This window comes from Paenibacillus sp. FSL F4-0125, from assembly GCF_038008565.1.
Lineage (GTDB): Bacteria > Bacillota > Bacilli > Paenibacillales > Paenibacillaceae > Paenibacillus_AQ.
The window spans coordinates 1,625,774-1,644,769 of sequence record NZ_JBBOZJ010000001.1; the positions used below are offsets into that span (position 1 = coordinate 1,625,774).

The window sequence follows — 18,996 nt, forward strand, 5'->3', positions numbered from 1 at the left end:
TGAATTAAGGTATTTTGCTATTTACTGAAGCCGTTGCTTGGAAAGCCATTCTATGAGAGATATCTTATTTCCATCTATCATGTCATTGCACTGATTATTATAGACGTAGATCCATGATGAATGCCCTCCAAAATCATAGGCACTCCCATCTGTATTTTTGTATTGACCAGTTGTGTCAATTACTTTGCTAAAATTAGAGAGATGAACATTATCATGGCCGGCAGTCACCAGGCGATTATAAGTGGCTATACTGTAATGAGCAGGAGGGAAAATTGGATCTGTTTCACCACACGTAAACCAAATTGGGATATTTTTATATTTATGCAAATCGGAATCTTTTATGTAACAATCTTTAAGTCCTTCACAGGTTGGGAATGCTGCTGCGAAGTAATTACTGTAGTCTCGAGCCAACAGCATTGTCATATATCCTCCGAGAGAATAACCTCCTATATATATTCTTTTTATATCTATATCTGTATTCATGGAGATGAAGTTTTTTATCAGTGCCATTAGAGAGTCTTCATATATACTAGTTCCATTAAGTGGACTATCATTATCGATTATTCCCCAACCATCTGGGCACTGTGGTACCAAAACATAGACACCGTTAAAAATAGATTGAGTTTCAGGGGAGGCAAAATTACATGACTTGTTTGCTGATACTTGAAGTAAGCCGTCTGTTCCTCCTTCACCCTTACCGTGCAGCCAGATAATTAGAGGCTTTTGTTGGTTATCTTTAGCCGGAGTGTAACTCGCATATTTCAGAGTAATATTATCTGATGAATGTGTATAGCTAGAAATTGAAAATTTCTCTGTATTTTCAATTCTGTTACCCATACTTTGATTAATTGTGAGCCCGGAAATTATTCCGGATTTTGTAACGAAATTTTTGTGTTGTGAAATAGTGAATTCAATATTCACCCAGTGGTTTAGTTTGGAGATGGGATCATAAATGAATGGGAAGTTAGCAGTTATAGACGGATCAATTTCCAAATGAAGTGTAATGAAACTATCACAATATTGTGGTTTCCCGGTTTCATCTGAAACATGAGCATGTGTAACTGTGCATGCTTCGTTTGTTAGAACGGCGCCGGTTAATGCATTAGTTCTAACCGAGGAGACGATAAAAGTATCTTGATCAATATTCTCTGCTGTAACTGACTGGCCTAAGCGGATTATTAATTTGGTGACCGTGGCGCCCCAATCAGTAACGCTCATGATTGAACGGTAAGTTAATGTGTGTTGAAGCTTAGTTAAATGTTTAATCATTTCAAAATAACCTCCATTTAAAAGTTATAGTATAGTTAGCAATATAAATGATAACAAAAATATAAAAGTAATTATATAGTTTAATAAACTTATTTTGATGACATTGGAATTATAATGTAGACATTGAAGGTGTGAAGTGAATATTTAAGTTGAAAAGTTGTCTGATGTAAAATTTGGAAAACAATCTAGACATTATGAGCCGTCCTGAAATCATAGGACGGTTTTATATTTTAATAAATAGGATTAAAAACAAATTCTCGGATTTAATGATTTATCATAAAACTTGAACGTATCAAAAACCCGGAAAACGTGTTCGAGCAAATTTTGTTTGCCACAGAAGTGAAGGTACGTGCAAGTGTTCACGTTCCTAATTAGCTTGAGACTTGGAAAAAAGGATGAAATTGAATACGAGGTGCTATTAGCTTAGAAATGGTACGCGGATTGCCCTATTCTTTATAGATAGGGTGTTTTTTACAATGTTAATTTAACATAAGTGAAAAGGGGAGTGTATCTGTTAATTAATTCTGTGGATGAATTTCATTTTTTATTATAAGTTTAATGAAACAGAATAAAATAGTTGAATTTATCAAATTCATATGTTAATATTCATTTGTAAGCGATATCAAATATCATAAAGGGGGATAAAAATGAAAAAAACAATTACAACAGTGGCTTTACTAGCCATGCTGACTGCCAGTTTAACAGGATGTGGGGGCAATAATAATAACAATGGCGACACTACTGCGCCTTCTGAGACTAATGGTGAGGCTGTAAGTACTACTACCCCATCTGATGCACTGGAGGATATTAGTGGTACGATTACTTACTTAAGCAACCGCACTGACCTCATTGGCAACACATATGACGAATACGCTAAACGATTTAATGAAAAGTATCCAAATGCTCATGTAGAGTTTGAAGCGATAACTGATTATGACAAAACTGCAAAGGTTCGTCTTTCGTCTGGAGAATACCCTGACGTTATGAACATTCCTACAATCTCAAATACGGAGTTAGCGAATTTTTACGCACCATTAGATGATCTTGGCTTTAATGACCGAATTCGTTTTAAAGAACATAAATCTTTCGAAGGGAAAATTTATGGAATTCCTTCTTCTGTAGATGCAGTAGGTATTGTATATAGCAAAAAGACCTTTAACGCAGCGGGTATTACAGAAGTGCCTAAAACATTAGATGAATTTTATGCTGCTGCTGAGAAATTGAAGGATAAGGGAATCGTTGCGTTGGCTTCTAACTTTAAAGATCAATGGCCTCTATATCCATTTGCTCAAGAGACACCTGTTGCTATCTCTGGAAATGCGGACTTTTATAATGATCGTGTGAATACAGATACTCCGTATACGATGGATGGACCATTCGGCCAATCCATGTCGATCATCCGTACCATGTATGAGAAGGGTTACCTGGAACCGGATGTGAACTCGTCTAACTGGGAACAGTCGAAAAAGGATATCGCGAATGGCAAGGTTGGAATGTACTATTTAGGTGAATGGATTATTGACCAGCTTATTACGGGCACGGGTATGTCTTCGGATGACGTAGGATTCTTTCCATTCCCTTACGATAACGATCTTTCAACCAATAATGTATTGCTGCAACCAGGTTCCAATTCTTACGGTGTGAACAAAAATAGCGCTCATATCGCTACAGCCAAAGCATTTGTAAAATGGATGATTGAAGAATCTGGGGATGACAAGAACGTATTTCCTATTTTGAAGGATAAAGAGCCTGGATTGGCTCAAATTAAAGAGTTCGAGTCCTACAACCCTACTTACATTGAAGGAATGTCGGATAGTGTAAATGCGGTTTCCATCACCAACAAGGCACAAATTACGAAAGAAGCCATTGTTCAAGAATTTATTCTGAACAAAAATCCTCAAGACGTTTTTGATAAATACAACGCGTTGTGGGCGAAAGCAAAAAAAGCGGTACTGCAATAATTATTAACTGCTGAAGTGGGGCAAAACGTCGGATTGCCAAGAGCCGGATGTTTTGCCCCGTTTTCAAATCAGGTCAGCTTAAGGATGGTGTAATTAGAACTACCCTGCCGTAAGATTGATTTATTTAAGCTTTACGGATTGGGATGCAATTAGCAAAACAAAATGGCTGAAATATATATTGCTCGTATTGGCAAGCTTAATTGTTCTATTTCCACCTTATGTGATTGTGATTAAAGCATTTAAGAGAAACGGGGAGGATTCAAGTCCCTTTGCATTGCCGGGATAATTTTCGAGTTGTAATCGATAAAGTAAATCTGCTCCAAGCCTTTGAGAATTCCTTCTTCGTTATAGCTGTTTCTCTTATCGGGAATAACCTATTTGGAACACTGGTATCGGAGCAGATGGTTTACAAATAACTATATATCTGCAGTTCAGTTCATTAAAAATATTCCTGAGAAACTTGATGAAAACGCCATAATTGATGGAGCAAGCTTGGTTCGAATCTACCGACATTATATTTCTGCTTCTGAGTCCAGCTACGGTGAAGCTATAACGAGCTATACATTCCATTCTTTTGTATATGCCGAAAAAAAGCTAGTCAGGGTGTCTACTTCTATCATGTGTTTTGCGAGCAGTAATCAGGCGCAATGGAATTATTTTTCGTCCATTATTCTTACCATTATAATTCCTAGCTTGGTTCTCTATCTTTTGCTGCAAAGCTATATATTTGCTGGGCTACCAATCGGCGGTGAAGGGATAGGTATAAATTGTGGGGAATACGCAAAAAAATTATGAGAAGGAGAGCGAAAATGAAAATTAAGGCTATAAAGAAAGGCATATCTATAACCCTAACCTGCATTCTCTTATTTACCACTTTGTTTGGTATAGCTGGGCTTAACCTTAAGGTACCAAAGGCGCAAGCGGCTGCTGCAAATTTGATTGGTAATCCGGGGTTTGAGGATGGGCTGGAAGGGTGGAACGCTGGATCAAGTGGAAAATTCAGTATTAGCAATGAAGAAGCACATGGCGGAAGTTATTCATTAAAGCTGACAAGTGCAAGTCAAGACTGGAACAGCTTTTCATCCGTAGCAGTCGATGTTGTCCCTAATTCAGAGTATACTCTTCAATTCTATGGTAAAGGACAAGGAAATGTTATTTATAAAGTTCTGGATTCCGGATTTTCGGAGTCATTAAAAGAAGGAACTACCGTTAATGTCAGCGAACAGTGGACATTGTATTCTCTGACTTTTAACAGCAAATCATATTCGAATGTAATCATCTATTTATCGGATTCAGTTGATAACGCTTACTTTGATGATTTTTCTCTGACTAAGAATCCTACAATTCCGGCTAATGGCGATTTTGAAACCGGTGATTTATCCGGCTGGAGCGTACTTGGTACTAATAATAAGTTTAGTGTTACTGATGCCGTCTACCATTCTGGAGAATATAGTTTGAAAATTACAAGTAATAATCAGGGCTGGGCAGACAGTCTCTATCAGAGCGTTCCTACCAGCACTAATACTAACTATACATTGACTTTCAACGGTAAAGGACCCGGCAATACGTATTATAAAATAATGAAATCAGATTGGTCATCCGTACTAGCTGAAGGAAGCACTTCGAATACTTCTGCGGCTTGGACCCCATACACGATATCATTCTCGAGCGGAAGCAACTCAGGTGTTGTAATCTATCTTTCGGATACTAATGCTGACGCGTTTTTTGATGATTTTCTCCTGGCCAAGTCTACTGTAAAGCCGGCTGAGCCGGTAGAACCTATGAATAATAGACCCGCTATTGAAACTTCAGGATTCGATGTATCTCCAGTAAATCTGGTAGACAGTCATGCTACTGGTGAAACAGCCTCATTATTTGCCTATCTTAAAAATATTTCGGGATATTACGTGATGTTCGGACATCAGAATGATACAACAGAGCATGTCTCTGATCAAGCAGGCATACTCTCAGATACGTACAATAATGTGAATGCTTACCCTGCGGTGTTTGGTATGGATATGGGAGATGTTTTGAGATCTGGTATAGCTGGCACTGTATCCATAATTAAAGCTGCTTATGAGCATAATGGCACTATTACTTTAAGCGATCACATGCCGAATTTCACATCTGGAGGGTCATACAGCGATTTAACACCTACTATTGCCAATATTTTACCCGGCGGCAAGGACAATGCCAAATTTCTTGCTCGTCTGGATGCTACAGCAGAACTGGCGAGGAAGTCTGTCGATGATAACGGAAACCTGATTCCGATCATTTATCGGCCATTTCATGAAAATTCAGGCATATGGTTCTGGTGGGGAGCATCTAACAGCACGAAGAGCGAATTTATCCATCTTTGGAGATACACTGTTGAGTATTTAAGAGATGTGAAAGGTGTAGATAACTTTTTGTACGCCTATTCACCTAATGGACATTTCACAGACGATACCGATTATTTGAGCCGTTACCCGGGTGATGATTACGTCGATATTCTTGGGTTTGATATGTATAATGACAATCCGCAATACGACAGCGGTTGGATGGAGGCCACACTGAAGGATGCGCGAATCGTCGCAGGACTGGCAGCTGCCAGAGATAAGGTATCAGCTCTAACAGAAACTGGGCCGAGATGGGATGGAAGCAACGGACTTGCCTTAACGGGAAATACAATGCCGGACTGGTACAATTTGCTTCATCAGACGCTGACAGATGATCCCGTGGCCCAAAACATCGCTTATATGATGACTTGGAGAAATCAAGCTAAAAACGGTGGAGCCCCAAGCCATTTCTGGGTACCCTTCAAAGGTGATTCCCAGTACGGAAATCACGAGATGCTCTATAATTTTGTTGAGTATTATAATACAGATAGCGTTCTGTTCGCTGACCGGGTGAAGGGACAATACGATTTAAAAGTCCAGGCTGAGAACAAGGCTCCGTCTGCTTATCTCATGGCACCTGGAATGAGAGAAAAGGTTAAAGGACTGTATACGCTCAAGGTAAAAGTCCTGAATTATGATTCTATTGTCGAGGATGTAGCATTGACTGTGGATAACTCTGCTCCTTTGCAGGCTATTCTTGACAATGATGGTTATTATTCTGTGAATTGGGATACCACCAAGATAACAGACGGTCTTGTGACTGTAAAAGCTATAATTAAGCTTAACACGGGAGAGCTGGTTGATAGCTCAGTCGTCACCGTACAAAATGCAACAGATGTCGAGGGCCGTAAACCTTCAATTATTGACGACTTTGAAACTTACAATGGAGACACTGCCCTGCTCCGCGAAGAGTGGCTAAGGAACAGCAATGGAGATATCAATAATATCAAGCTAGTTCCTGATTTCTTTGGTACCGATCAAGGCTATGCCATGAATTTCAAGTATAATCTGGCTTCTTCCGGGTATACGGGCATATCCAAAACGGTCAATGCTGATTGGAGTGAGAGCAGAGCCGTAGGTTTGGATTTTCAGGGGGATGGACTTGGACAAGACATCATTCTTCAAATCAGCTCTGGAGGATATTCGTTTGAGGCACATCTGAATAATCTGCAAGGATTTAATTCAGACTCTGTAGAGCCACAATCTCTTGAAATTCCTTTTGATTCCTTTCTTCCCAAATCGGGAGGGACATTTAAACCTGCTTCTGTTGCTTCTTTTGCCCTGTATGTGAATGCGGTTAACGGAGCAAAAGTAACGGACAGCAATCTTTATATAGACAATCTGCATTTACTAAGCGCCTTGCCTGAATGGCCGGCTGATAGTGCCCTCGCAACCAGTGGACTCACCCGCAATGAAGTTACACTTCACTGGCCTAAGGCTGAGGATTACAAAGGAATAGACGCTTACGGAGTGTATATGGGAGACCGGCTTGTGGCAGAACTGGGGGCAGACACAACATTCTTTACGGTAAAAGACCTTCAAGAAAACACAGCGTATTCCTTTGAAGTTAAAGCGCGGAATCTGGATGGGAAATGGAGTGCTGTCAGCCTGCTTGCTTCCATAAAGACACTTGCTGGTGAACAGGGTCCAGCGAAGAATATTCCGCCGTATTGGGTGGCAGGAAGTGTAATTAATGTTACGAATCTCACTCAGAATAGTTTATCTTTGAGCTGGCCGACTGCGATAGATGACAATCCGGGAGTTACTTATGTAGTATATCAGGATAATCAATTCATCGCTAAGATCATAGATGATTCTACTACTTATAACGTCACCGGACTATCCGCTGGAACGGAATACTTGTACAAGATACGAGCTGTGGATGCCCATGGACTTGCAAGCAGTACCGATCTTGAGGTAGCGGCGAAGACAATTTCAGCGAATGATGGTTCGTTGCCTGTACAATCAACGCCTAGTTCAAGTACTGCGAAGGAGATCTTGCTGACAACAGTTTCTCTAGACAATGGAGTGACAGTTGCCAAAGCTTCCGCCAATCAGACATCGGTCGCGGTTGATATTTCACAATTGGATAACATCCCTTTGAATGTAGAAATCGGAAGCGTTCAATTGCTTCTTTCAGCTTCGCTTCTTCAGCAGCTGAAGTCGGAGATTTCTTCCTTAAACAACGCAATATTGAAGGTGAAGGCTGAACCACTTGCAGCGGGTTCTGCACCGGCAGGACTGTTGCAGGTCGGCCATGAATATGAAATTCAAATAAGCGTTACTGAGAAGGATGGTAAACAGCATATCTTTACCGGTCCTTTCAAGGGTCTTGAGCTTACTTTAGATTATGAACCGAAAGGGACAGATGCAGAGTTAATAGGAATTTATTATAAAAATGAAACCGCAAATTCCTGGGAATATGTAGGCGGAAAGCTCCTTGCTGCAGGACAAATTACCAGTCCATTAGCTCACCTAAGTAAATATGCTGTCCTTCAGTACAACAAAGTTTTCAGTGATGTTTCAACTAACCATTGGGCTGCACGTGCCATTCAGGTTCTGGCGGCGAAATCGATCATCCAAGGGGTGAGTAAAACTTCTTTTGCACCTGATAACGATGTCACAAGAGCTGAATTTATAAGTATGCTCGCCCATTCCCTTAAACTCTCTACGACACCGTATGTAAATGAATTTATAGATGTAAAGGCATCGGATTGGTATGCTGAGGCGATGGTTTCCGCTTATAAGGCAGGTTGGGTTCTAGGCGACGGGAAAGGAAGCGTCCATCCTGATACTCCAATCAGTCGTGCGGAAATGGCAGTTATAGCAAGCCGTGCTATGAACTTAAGTTTGGCCAGTACCAGCAAAATAAATTTCTTTAAAGATGAAGAGATTTTACCCGTGTGGGCGGTACCTTCCGTACATGCTCTTATGGAGAATGGCTTGATTAAAGGTTATGCAGATGGAAGCTTTGCCCCTTCCAATCATTTATCAAGAGCAGAAGCGGCAGTATTTATTCAAAGAATATTAAATCAATAGTCACAATCATTTTGATAAAGAGAGCAGATTATATAATATCAATTTATATAGTCTGCTTTTTTTTAATACTTAATGAAGGAGGAAGATGAAGAAAATCAATCAAATTGTAAGCGTTATCACTGGCTTATTTTCGATTTTTAATTGTTATTAGGAGGTTATACTAATGAAAAAGCTAATTCTTTGTTTTTTCTCGGTTTTAATTACACTGACTGGTTTAGCATTATTTCCTAACAATGTAGTTGAAGCCGCCACGCCTGTAAACGGAAACGCCACAAGAAAGGCCAAGGATGTATTGAACTATATATACAGTTTATCTGGTAATTACACATTGTCGGGTCAGCATGATAAACCGGGGGACGTTTCTTCAACATTCAATAATGTTAAGAACATTACGGGTAAGTATCCTGGTTTATGGGGAAGCGATTTGGGGTTTGCTTCATCAGGGCTGGATACAATGAACAACCGCCAAGGAGTTGTAAATGAAGCAAAAAACAAGTGGGCTTCAGGTTCCTTAGTCACGTTAACCTGGCATATGATACGCCCTCAAGATAACTCTCCCAATACTTTTGAGGGTAGTGTAAAAGGGCATCCTCTAACTAATAATGAATGGTCACAGATCGTTACTCCTGGTACAACTCTATACAACCAGTTTATTACTCGAATTGACGAAGCAGTTCCATATCTGAAGCAACTACGTGATGCTGATGTACCAGTTTTATGGCGGCCATTTCATGAAATGAACGGAAACTGGTTCTGGTGGGGAGGTAACACAACATATTCCAAAAAACTATACCAAATTATGTATGATCGCTATAGTAATACACATGGATTAAATAATTTGATATGGGTCTGGAATGTTGACCGCCCGTCCAATGGCGCTCCAGCAAGCTATTACCCGGGAAGTGACTACGTAGATATTCTGAGCATGGACATTTATGATAATGATTTTAATAGTTCGTATTACAATACGATGGTTTCACTGGCCGGTAGTAAACCGATTGCCCTCGGGGAAGTTGGACAATTGCCCACATCATCAATACTCAGTTCCCAGCCGAAATGGGCCTATTTTATGGAATGGACAGAGTACCTCACAGGATATAACTCAAATTCCTCAATTCAATCCCTTTATAACAGTACCAAAGTCATCTCTCAGGGAACTACACCGTTTTACAAAGTTTTGTGGAATCAAATCACTTCTCATACAGCGAATATTACGTTTGATTCACAAAATTCAAATTATTTCGAAAGCTGGCCTACTCGAGTGATACGTAGTTCAGCAACCAACGAGGAGATCGTTTGGAATCAAAATAGTATGAGTTCGTTTAAATTATATGGATACTACTGGAATTCTGAGGCGGTATCCCATTTTAGTTTTTATACTTCGAGTAACGGAACGAGTTGGAGTCAGGCTTCACCTGCTATTACTGGTGGTAGCGGAACATGGCAGAGTTATGTTTACACTCTTAGTGGCTTATCCAATGTTAATTATGTAAAAGTCCGTTGGAATAATACTTCAGGTCAATCATGGAGCCCACAAATTGCTGCAGTAACAATTAATTAATTGGAACGTGATAAATTGAAATGAAATGGTAACTTATAAGCAGTCATTTTCTATATCTGAGTGGAATGACTGCTGTTTTCTTGAGGGCTCTATTTCTTTGAGAAGTTTTAAACGAATTGAAACTAATTTGCTTACGCTTCATAATCAATTTCAAGCAAAAGATATCTGGTTCACAGAAGGTAGTTATGTTTCGTGGAATCCGAGTTTCAGTGGAATGATGCGTGAAATGATTGCTGTACCAAGAAATTGGGCGAAATCCTATATCCTTTGGAATCTAGCACTAAATCAGAATAATGGTCCTTCGTTTTTATCAACAGCATAAATTGGGGAACCATCACTGTCCGATCCGATGCGTCTGCGTTTCGTGGTTTCGTTAACCGACAACGTTCTTGGTTAAAGGCATAACAAGAAACTAGTTGTAATCTTGGCATGAGATTCTGTTAGTTTAAAGCATCATCAATGGGACGAAAAACTCACCACAGCGGAGAATTTGTTCGTTTCAGCTGCGGCGTCCCTTCGTTCGCCGGTATTTTGTTTTCGCTTGACGAATAAAACGTTCATTGTCATTATTTGTACGTGGAACTTAGGGCGAATCATAGCAGGTAAAGAGCCCTTTTCAAATGCTGTGGGTATAGTTTTAGAAGTTGGATACTAGCACGACATCTTCTTTTCGGGTATACGTTTTTTGCATACAGGGTAGCAAACAGTGCATCGCAAAGTGCACCGTTTCGCTACGCTGGTCCTCGTGACCGTTGCAGGAGCAAGCAACCGCGCAGTTATATAAATCGGAATCTGTTAAATAAAACAGGCGCATAAGGTTGTGCGTTGTTTTAAAACTGCTTTACGGAATTGAAATTATTTGAGAAGTATCGTTCTAAAATGACATCGTATCATGTCCATAACCTCAAGAAATTCGATAACACCGGAGAAGACATGGAGGATTTAATCTCCATCGGCACGATCGGCCTGATTAAAGCCATCGAGAGCTACCGCCCGAACAAAGGGACGAAACTGGCTACATTTGCGGCTCGTTGTATTGAAAATGAAATCCTAATGCACCTTAGATCCTTGAAGAAAACGCGTAAAGACGTATCTCTCCACGATCCAATTGGGACAGATAAAGAAGGTAATGAAATTACACTTATCGATATCCTCGGCTCTGAGGCTGATGATGTCATTAAAGAAGTCGATTTGAAGATCGAGAAGAGCAAGATATATCGTAATCTTGATATTTTGGATGATCGGGAAAAGGAAGTTGTCGTGGGGCGGTTTGGATTGGATACAGGTGGTGAGGAACGAACGCAGCGGGAGATTGCGAAGGAGCTGGGGATTTCGCGGAGTTATGTGTCGCGGATTGAGAAGCGAGCGCTCATGAAGCTGTATCATGAGTTTTATAAGGCGAAGCGATAAGTTCAAAATAGTGTAATTTTACTTATATCGGTAGAAGCTTGATGTTTTGAAAGCAACTTTTCTACGGGAAAGTTGCTTTTTCATTATCATATTAGGAAAGTACTTATATAGTACATAAGAACAAGAGGTTTAATAACTTTCTAGCTATTAGAGGAGTGCTACAATGAGATACAAAGAAATTTATGACCTCCATGTTCAACTGTTTCATGTATATGAAAATAATGAGATATATCAAGGTCCATATCAGAAGCAACTTAATTATTTAAGAGACAGTTTTTTATAGCTGAAGATATAGTTCAACGCATATTTGTTTTAAACCAGCTATTGAAAATCCAAGAAAAAAGTAGAGAAATAAAGATAAAGTGGTGTTCAGAAGAATATTTTAAATGATATCTGGATTTACTATGAGAAAGATGAGGCTACGAAAATTCTAATCAAAAAACATTAAAGAGAAGTTGGGGGGGGGCCAATGCTTACAATTTTGCTAAAGAAATAGATTCAATTCATAAAGCCCTTAACAAAAATATGATCCATCTGAACCTAATCAGATTGTTATAGGTCATTTGAAAAATCGAATAAAGTCAAATCTGAAATAAGCCTTGAATTAAAAGCTTGAATATGAATAAGTAAGTTATCGCCCTTTTCGTATTAGAGAGGGTAGTTAACATATTGAAAATACTTAGTACACCCAAGTGGCTTTATAAATGCGACAAGCGATGGCTAGATTACTGGTTATGAAATAAAACTGCGTATTCCTTAATACAGAGAAATCCCTGTGTGAGGTGAATTATGTTGACTATGTGATGCAATTGTTCTCAATGAGAATTAGTTTGATTAGGATTTATACGCGCTATACTCAAAATATTTATTTGAAAAATAGTGTTTTTTATACAGCTAATAAATGCTTATTCCATCGCGCTTATTATTATTTGGGATTTCATTATACAATCAAATGCTAATGCTGCAAAAATACGAATAGCCTATTCCGCTTACGTGAACTTAGTGGTGAGGTGTTTTCTATGATTTAGCTTTTTCTCGTTTGTTGAACTAACTGGCAGGATAGTTGACTAAGGTATTAGAAAACCAGATTGGAATGCCGACATGTTGGGAAAAATATATACGTAAAAGAGTCGAATTCTTTGCTTATAAGAATTCGACTCTTTTACGTTACATCAGAAATTTTATGGATACAAGGTCTGCAGTTATATAGGCTTATTATTCTATTTTTTCTCCGTATTTCTTCCCTAAATCCCCCATCAAATCAAGGATAGGAATAAATTCCTTCCCTTTTGATGTTAATGAATATTCAACGCGTGGAGGTACCTCTGGAAACACATTACGTTCAATTAAACCGTCAGCTTCTAGCTCTCGTAGTTGTTTTGTAAGTGAACCTTGTGAAATATCCCATAAAAAAGCTTTAATTTCATTGTAACGATATTCTTTTGATTTTAGAAACCAAAGGATGAGACATTTCCAACGACCCGATAGAATACTTTGAGTATAAGAAATTCCATAGACTTCTCTATTTTCTTTAATAAAATCCTTTTCAAATTCATAGCCATCCTTACAAATTCTAGCCATCATATCACCTTTATGTTCTCTATAGTACGAAAAAGTGTACTACAGCAATTTTTATTGCCTACTTCAAAAATTAGAGTATTGAGCTTAGTATATGATCTATATTTTAAAAACACAATCTGGAGGAATAATAATGAGATTTGGAATTATAGGTGCAGGACCAATAGGAACAACGATAGCTAATAAACTATTTATGAATAGACATGACGTCAAAATTGCGGATGCTCGAGGAATTGAACGTTTAGAAGGAAAAGAGATTGCTGGAACACCTGTGAGTGTAGAAGATGAAATTAAAAATATTGATGTTCTGATCGTATCTATCCCTTTTCATGCAATGCCAAGCATTCGTAGTATTGTAGATAAAGCTGGTGAGGAAGTAATTGTTGTAGACACTTCAAATTATTATCCTTTTAGGGACAATAAAGTTGAAGAAATTGAGGCCGGGAAGGTTGAAAGTGTGTGGGTTGCAAATCAATTAGGTAGACCTATTATCAAAGCTTTCAATAATCAATTAGCTTATACTCTTGAGAATAAAGGAACCCTCGAAGGTACTAGTGATCGCATTGCCATGGCGGTTGCTGGTAATGATCTATCACAAAAACAAATCATTATGGACGTAGTAAACGAGCTAGGCTTCGACGCAATAGATAGTGGTTCTTTAAGTGATTCGTGGAGACAACAGCCAGGAACTCCTGCATACTGTACAGAACTAACAAAAGAGGAGTTAACAGAAGCTTTGAAAAGGGCAAACAAAGAGAAATCCCCGTTCCTACGGGATAAAGTATTAGGAAATTTCTCAGCTGAATTTACACATGAAGATATTGTGAAGCTAAACAGAGAAACATATAACTCCTATCTGAGGGGGAACTCGAACTAGTCAAGAGCAATATAAACATTGATATCTATATCAAGTTGGAAACGTTTCAAAAAAAGATATTGAAACGTTTCCAACTTGATGCTATTATAATTTTTATAGAGAGTTCGGGGGTGTTAAATGACAAGCATTAAAGATGTAGCTAGCTTAGCCGGTGTTGCTGTAGGAACCGTGTCCAGAGTCATTAACAACTCTGGCGCTGTAAAACCCAAGACACGCAAAAAAGTGGAGGACGCCATACAAGAACTGAATTATTTCCCTAATGAAGTGGCCCGGAATTTCAAGATGCAGAAATCTAAGATGGTAGCACTACTGCTTCCGAGCATCTGGAATCCGTTCTTTTCTGAATTGGCTTATTACATCGAGGATGAATTGGACCTGGAAGGCTTCAAGCTTATGTTATGCAACAGCGGCGGCAAACCTGAAAAGGAGCTGTATTATCTAGAAATGCTCCGGCAGAATAAAGTGGCTGGTATTGTTGGCATAACGTACAACGATATCGAGAATAATGTGAGTAATGACATTCCGATTGTAAGCATCGACAGACACTTTAACAAGAAGATTACCTGTGTGACCTCCGATAATTATGAGGGAGGACGTCTTGCTTTAAGGGAGCTTGTGAAAGCGGGAGCCAAGAAACCAGCTTTTATGGGAAGTGTTACTTCTGTTTTTAGCGAAACCATGAACCGGAGACAAGGATTCATTCATGAAGCGGAAGCTTTGGGTATCGATTATGTGATCTACGAGAAACCAGATCCAATTGTGGATGACAGTGCCTATATTAATGAGTTCCTCAACAAGCATGGCGATGTAGATGGTGTTTTTGCCATTACCGATATGCTGGCAGCCAACTATATAGACAGAGCACGCAAGCAGGGCATTCGTATTCCAGAAGATGTGAGGGTCATCGGTTATGATGGTATTCAGGATAATCCTTATTTTCACCCTATTTTATCAACAATCAGGCAGCCGGTGGAAGAGATGGCACGCATGACAATCAGACTGCTCTATAACAAGATCGAAGGCATACCTTTAGATAAGCAAGTGTATCGTATCCCTGTTATATTCAAGCAAGGTGAAACTACATAATCCTATTTGGATCAAAAACGTCAGCGCATCCTGCATAAGTAATCTACTATCTGATGTTTTTCATTCTAAATTGGAAACGTTTCAAAAAAATCAAAATACCCAGATCTTCTAGAATATACAGGAAATATCGGCTCATCCAGTTGACTATTGGCATAGACCTACCAACTGGAGTTTTTCTAGAACTAAAATTGGAAACGTTTCAAAAATGATTACTTTTACACGAAAGGGAGAATAAGAGTGAGTTCAACAACTAGCAGGGCGGATCATTACATGATCAAACCAAAGCGTAAATTATGGAGCAGGCTCAAACGCGACTATCAATTGTATCTGTTTTTACTGCCGATCATTATCCTTTACCTTGTATTTAAGTATTATCCGATGTATGGGGTGCAAATTGCATTTAAGGATTTCTCTCCAAGTCAAGGGATCTGGGGAAGTGAGTGGGTAGGGCTTCAGCACTTCAGAGATTTTTTCGATTCCTATAACTTCTGGAACATTATCACGAATACGCTCTCACTCAGTTTCCTTTCGTTGCTATTTGGCTTCCCGGCTCCAATTATTATCGCAATTATGCTAAATCAAATGCTGGGTAAGACCTACAAGAAATTTGTGCAGACAGTGATTTATGCTCCGCACTTTATATCCACCGTTGTGCTGGTTGGTATGCTGAATGTTTTTTTGTCTCCAAATAGCGGAATTGTGAATCACGTGATCACCTTCTTCGGAGGGGACCCAATTCTATTTATGGCCGATTCAGGCTGGTTCCGCCCTCTGTATATATTGTCGGGAATATGGCAAGAAACAGGATTTGCCACGATTATTTATTTAGCTGCTCTTGCCGGGGTTAATCCCGAACTTCATGAAGCTGCAATTATGGATGGAGCGAGTAAATGGAAGCGTGTATGGTACGTGGATATTCCTAGCATTTTGCCGACGATCGTCATTCTGTTAATTCTCGCACTTGGAAATATAATGAGCATCGGTTTTGAAAAAGCGTTTCTGATGCAGAGTGATCTGAATTATGCTACCTCCAATATCATTCCTACCTATGTGTATGAAATGGGGATTCAGAAGGCCCAATATAGCTTTTCTACGGCAGTCGGTCTGTTCAATTCCCTGATCAATATTATCTTGATTTTCACCGTTAACCGAATCGCTAAAAAAATGACAGAAACCAGTCTGTGGTAAGGAGGAATTTATTTTGAACAAATTAATGAAGCGAAAGAGCAGTGGGGATGCATGGTTTGACATTATCAACTACTTTTTGTTGACCATCATTATGCTGCTTGTATTATACCCGTTGTATTTTGTGCTGGTAGCATCATTCAGTGACCCTAATTATATCTACTCAGGTGAGGTCTGGTTGTTTCCAAAAGGCTTCACTTTGGATGGTTATGAGCGAATATTCAGTGATTCCTCCATATGGATCGGATACGCAAATTCAATACTTTATGCAACAGTGGGAACATTAATTGGCGTAGCTGTGACGGTATTCGCTGCTTATCCGTTAGCCCGTAAGGATCTGGCCGGAAAGTCTGTGATTATGTGGTTTTTGTTGGTCACGATGTTCTTTAGTGGCGGGCTAATTCCAACCTATTTGCTGATTAAGGATCTACATATGCTGAATACGATGTGGGCATTGGTTATTCCAGGAGCTGGTGGTGTATTTAACGTCATCATTGTAAGAACCTTCTTTCAATCCTCCATCCCGGATGAGATGTGGGAAGCGGCTTCAATTGACGGATGTTCCAACACTAGATTCTTCTGGAGCATCGTACTGCCTTTATCAAAATCGATTCTAGCGGTTATGGTGCTGTACCATGTGGTCGGCTTCTGGAACGGATTCTTCGACGCATTGATTTACCTGAATGATGGAACCAAATATCCGCTGCAATTGGTGCTTCGAAATATTCTTGTTCAGAATCAGGTCAGTTCAGGCATGATGATCGATGTGGAATCCTATGCTGCCAAGATGCGTGTTACAGAACTGATTAAATATGGTGTCATCATGGTATCCAGTCTGCCGTTACTGATTTTGTATCCGTTCCTGCAGAAGTACTTTGTTAAAGGCGTGATGATTGGCTCAATTAAGGGATGAGATAGACAGGGTCTTGAAAGGGGGGATGTACAGGATCAGATGATTTATGCAGAAAAGAAATATTTGATTTTTGAATGTGGAACGATATAAGGGGAGGTTATGTATTAGTGAAATCTTTATTCAAAGGTGCTGGAATTGTAATGCTGGCTGGAGCGTTTGCGGTAAGCGGATGTTCTGGAAATGGGAACGGGGCAAATAAAGCGGTTGGTAATCAGAATAAGGAAGCGAAATTCAATCAAACTGGTCTTCCGATTGTTAACAATGAAGTGACTTTAAAAATGGTATCCCCGAAGTCTGCATTGGCACCGGAATACTCGGAGCTAGAAATTTTTAAACGTCTTCAAAAAGACACCAATGTAAAAATTAACTGGACCAATATTCCTGATACCGATTATACAGAAAAGAAAAATTTGCTACTTGCGAGTGGTGATTTGCCGGATGCCTTTTATGCAGCCGGATTCACTGATTACGAGTTAATCAATTATGGTAAGGATGGAACCCTTATTCCCCTAGAGAATTTAATTGAACAATATGCACCTAATTTGAAAGCGCTTCTTGATCGTCGACCTGATATCAAATCCTCGATCACAGCACCGGATGGGCACATCTACGGGCTACCGTCCTTTGAAGAAAATAACCTGGGGACCAATCCCTTCTTCCACGTCATCAATAAAGCTTGGCTAGATAAGCTGGGGCTTAAGGTACCACAAACACTAGATGAATACACGGAAGCTCTGTTGGCCTTTAAAACAAAAGATCCGAACGGCAATGGAAAGCAGGATGAAATCCCGTTAAGCTTCATGCACATGCAGTGGTGTATGGATATTGCTGGACTATTCGGGGCTTTTGGCCTTCCAGATAATCTCGAGCACCGGGTCGTCCGTGATGGGAAAGTTATTTTTACCGGGACTCAGCCTGAATATAAAGAAGCTCTAAATTATTTCCATGAAAAATGGTATAAGACGGGTCTGATAGATCCGGAATCTTTCACCCAAGATGCCGCACAATATCTGGCTAAGGGTAAAACAACCGATGAAACGCTAGGATCTTATGTTTGGTGGGAAATCGAAGAAGTTGTCGGAACCGAGCGAGGCAAGGATTATGTTCTTCTGTCTCCGCTCAAAGGACCGGATGGGAATCAAACCATCGGACGTGCCAATGGCGGTGGCCCGGGACGCGGATCTTTTGTAATCACCAAAGCGAACATCAATCCGGAAATAACCATGCGCTGGATCGATCAGCAGTTTGAACCTTATATGGCTGCTCAAATCCACTGGGGTCCGCTGGATATCGTGTACAAGAAGGACGAAAACGGGAAACTGGTAAATCTACCTCTTCCTGATGGAGCCTCTGCAGGTGAATTCCGCCAAAAAGTTGCTCCGGGATCGGGCGCACCTGGTGTCATTACTTTTGATGAATTCGGAAAAATTGTAGATATGGAGCCTCGGGCCCAGCAGCGCGCTAAAGATTTGGAGCAATATTACAATCCATATATGGAAAAGGAAAACTATCCGAGTATCTTCTTTGAACCGGAGGAATTGGATAGAATCAATAAAATTGAGCCCGAACTGCTTAAGTATGTAAATACCCAAAGAGGAAGATTCATTGTTGATGGCGGCGCAGATGCAGAGTGGGACAAGTATCTGAAGACACTGGACAAAATGGGTCTGAAAGAACTGATGGAAATTTATCAAACCGGTCTGGATCGATATAACGAAAATCTAAAAAAATAAATAAAT

13 protein-coding genes are annotated in these 18,996 nt (G+C 39.7%); 11 read left to right on the forward strand and 2 right to left on the reverse strand.

The features are described 5' to 3' along the window. Positions 1-21 precede the first annotated feature (21 nt). Positions 22-1,269 carry a prolyl oligopeptidase family serine peptidase gene (locus NST74_RS07225; protein ID WP_341111173.1) on the reverse strand — a complete coding sequence of 416 codons (1,248 nt, stop codon included), beginning with the start codon at positions 1,267-1,269 and terminating at the stop codon, positions 22-24. Positions 1,270-1,916: 647 nt separating this feature from the next. Between NST74_RS07225 and NST74_RS07230 the strand changes: the two genes are divergently transcribed. From NST74_RS07230 to sigK, 6 genes are all read left to right on the forward strand, one after another. Next, positions 1,917-3,230 (forward strand): ABC transporter substrate-binding protein, encoded by a 1,314-nt coding sequence (locus NST74_RS07230; RefSeq protein WP_341111174.1) that lies wholly within the window; start codon positions 1,917-1,919, stop codon positions 3,228-3,230. A 378-nt stretch (positions 3,231-3,608) separates the two neighbouring features. Continuing rightward, a complete protein-coding gene (locus NST74_RS07235; protein ID WP_341111175.1) occupies positions 3,609-4,025 on the forward strand; it encodes a hypothetical protein in 417 nt (138 codons plus the stop codon). Between the two features lie 14 nt (positions 4,026-4,039). Further along, the gene (locus NST74_RS07240; RefSeq protein ID WP_341111176.1) at positions 4,040-8,647 is read left to right on the forward strand and encodes a glycosyl hydrolase; all 4,608 of its coding nucleotides are present in this window, start codon (positions 4,040-4,042) and stop codon (positions 8,645-8,647) included. Positions 8,648-8,810: 163 nt separating this feature from the next. Continuing rightward, positions 8,811-10,208, forward strand: a complete 1,398-nt coding sequence (locus NST74_RS07245) for a glycosyl hydrolase (protein WP_341111178.1) — start codon at positions 8,811-8,813, stop codon at positions 10,206-10,208. Positions 10,209-10,305: 97 nt separating this feature from the next. Next, positions 10,306-10,530, forward strand: coding sequence for a hypothetical protein (locus tag NST74_RS07250; RefSeq protein ID WP_341111179.1), 225 nt, complete (start codon positions 10,306-10,308; stop codon positions 10,528-10,530). A gap of 557 nt (positions 10,531-11,087) precedes the next feature. Then, positions 11,088-11,618, forward strand: a complete 531-nt coding sequence (gene sigK, locus NST74_RS07255; protein ID WP_076119904.1) for an RNA polymerase sporulation sigma factor SigK — start codon at positions 11,088-11,090, stop codon at positions 11,616-11,618. Positions 11,619-12,833: 1,215 nt separating this feature from the next. Here the strand turns inward: sigK and NST74_RS07260 are convergent. Next, positions 12,834-13,199 (reverse strand): winged helix-turn-helix transcriptional regulator, encoded by a 366-nt coding sequence (locus NST74_RS07260; RefSeq protein WP_076107158.1) that lies wholly within the window; start codon positions 13,197-13,199, stop codon positions 12,834-12,836. 130 nt (positions 13,200-13,329) lie between these two features. Here NST74_RS07260 and NST74_RS07265 point away from each other — a divergent pair, with 130 nt between their 5' ends. From NST74_RS07265 to NST74_RS07285, 5 genes are all read left to right on the forward strand, one after another. Beyond that, the gene (locus tag NST74_RS07265) at positions 13,330-14,073 is read left to right on the forward strand and encodes an NADPH-dependent F420 reductase (RefSeq protein ID WP_341111180.1); all 744 of its coding nucleotides are present in this window, start codon (positions 13,330-13,332) and stop codon (positions 14,071-14,073) included. Between the two features lie 117 nt (positions 14,074-14,190). Further along, positions 14,191-15,159 carry a LacI family DNA-binding transcriptional regulator gene (locus tag NST74_RS07270; RefSeq protein ID WP_341049585.1) on the forward strand — a complete coding sequence of 323 codons (969 nt, stop codon included), beginning with the start codon at positions 14,191-14,193 and terminating at the stop codon, positions 15,157-15,159. A gap of 270 nt (positions 15,160-15,429) precedes the next feature. After that, complete coding sequence (locus NST74_RS07275) at positions 15,430-16,347, forward strand: ABC transporter permease (protein WP_143759120.1); 918 nt, start codon at positions 15,430-15,432, stop codon at positions 16,345-16,347. Between the two features lie 13 nt (positions 16,348-16,360). Next, a complete protein-coding gene (locus NST74_RS07280; protein ID WP_076107150.1) occupies positions 16,361-17,257 on the forward strand; it encodes a carbohydrate ABC transporter permease in 897 nt (298 codons plus the stop codon). Between the two features lie 107 nt (positions 17,258-17,364). Next, positions 17,365-18,990 (forward strand): ABC transporter substrate-binding protein, encoded by a 1,626-nt coding sequence (locus NST74_RS07285; RefSeq protein ID WP_341111181.1) that lies wholly within the window; start codon positions 17,365-17,367, stop codon positions 18,988-18,990. Positions 18,991-18,996 lie beyond the last annotated feature (6 nt).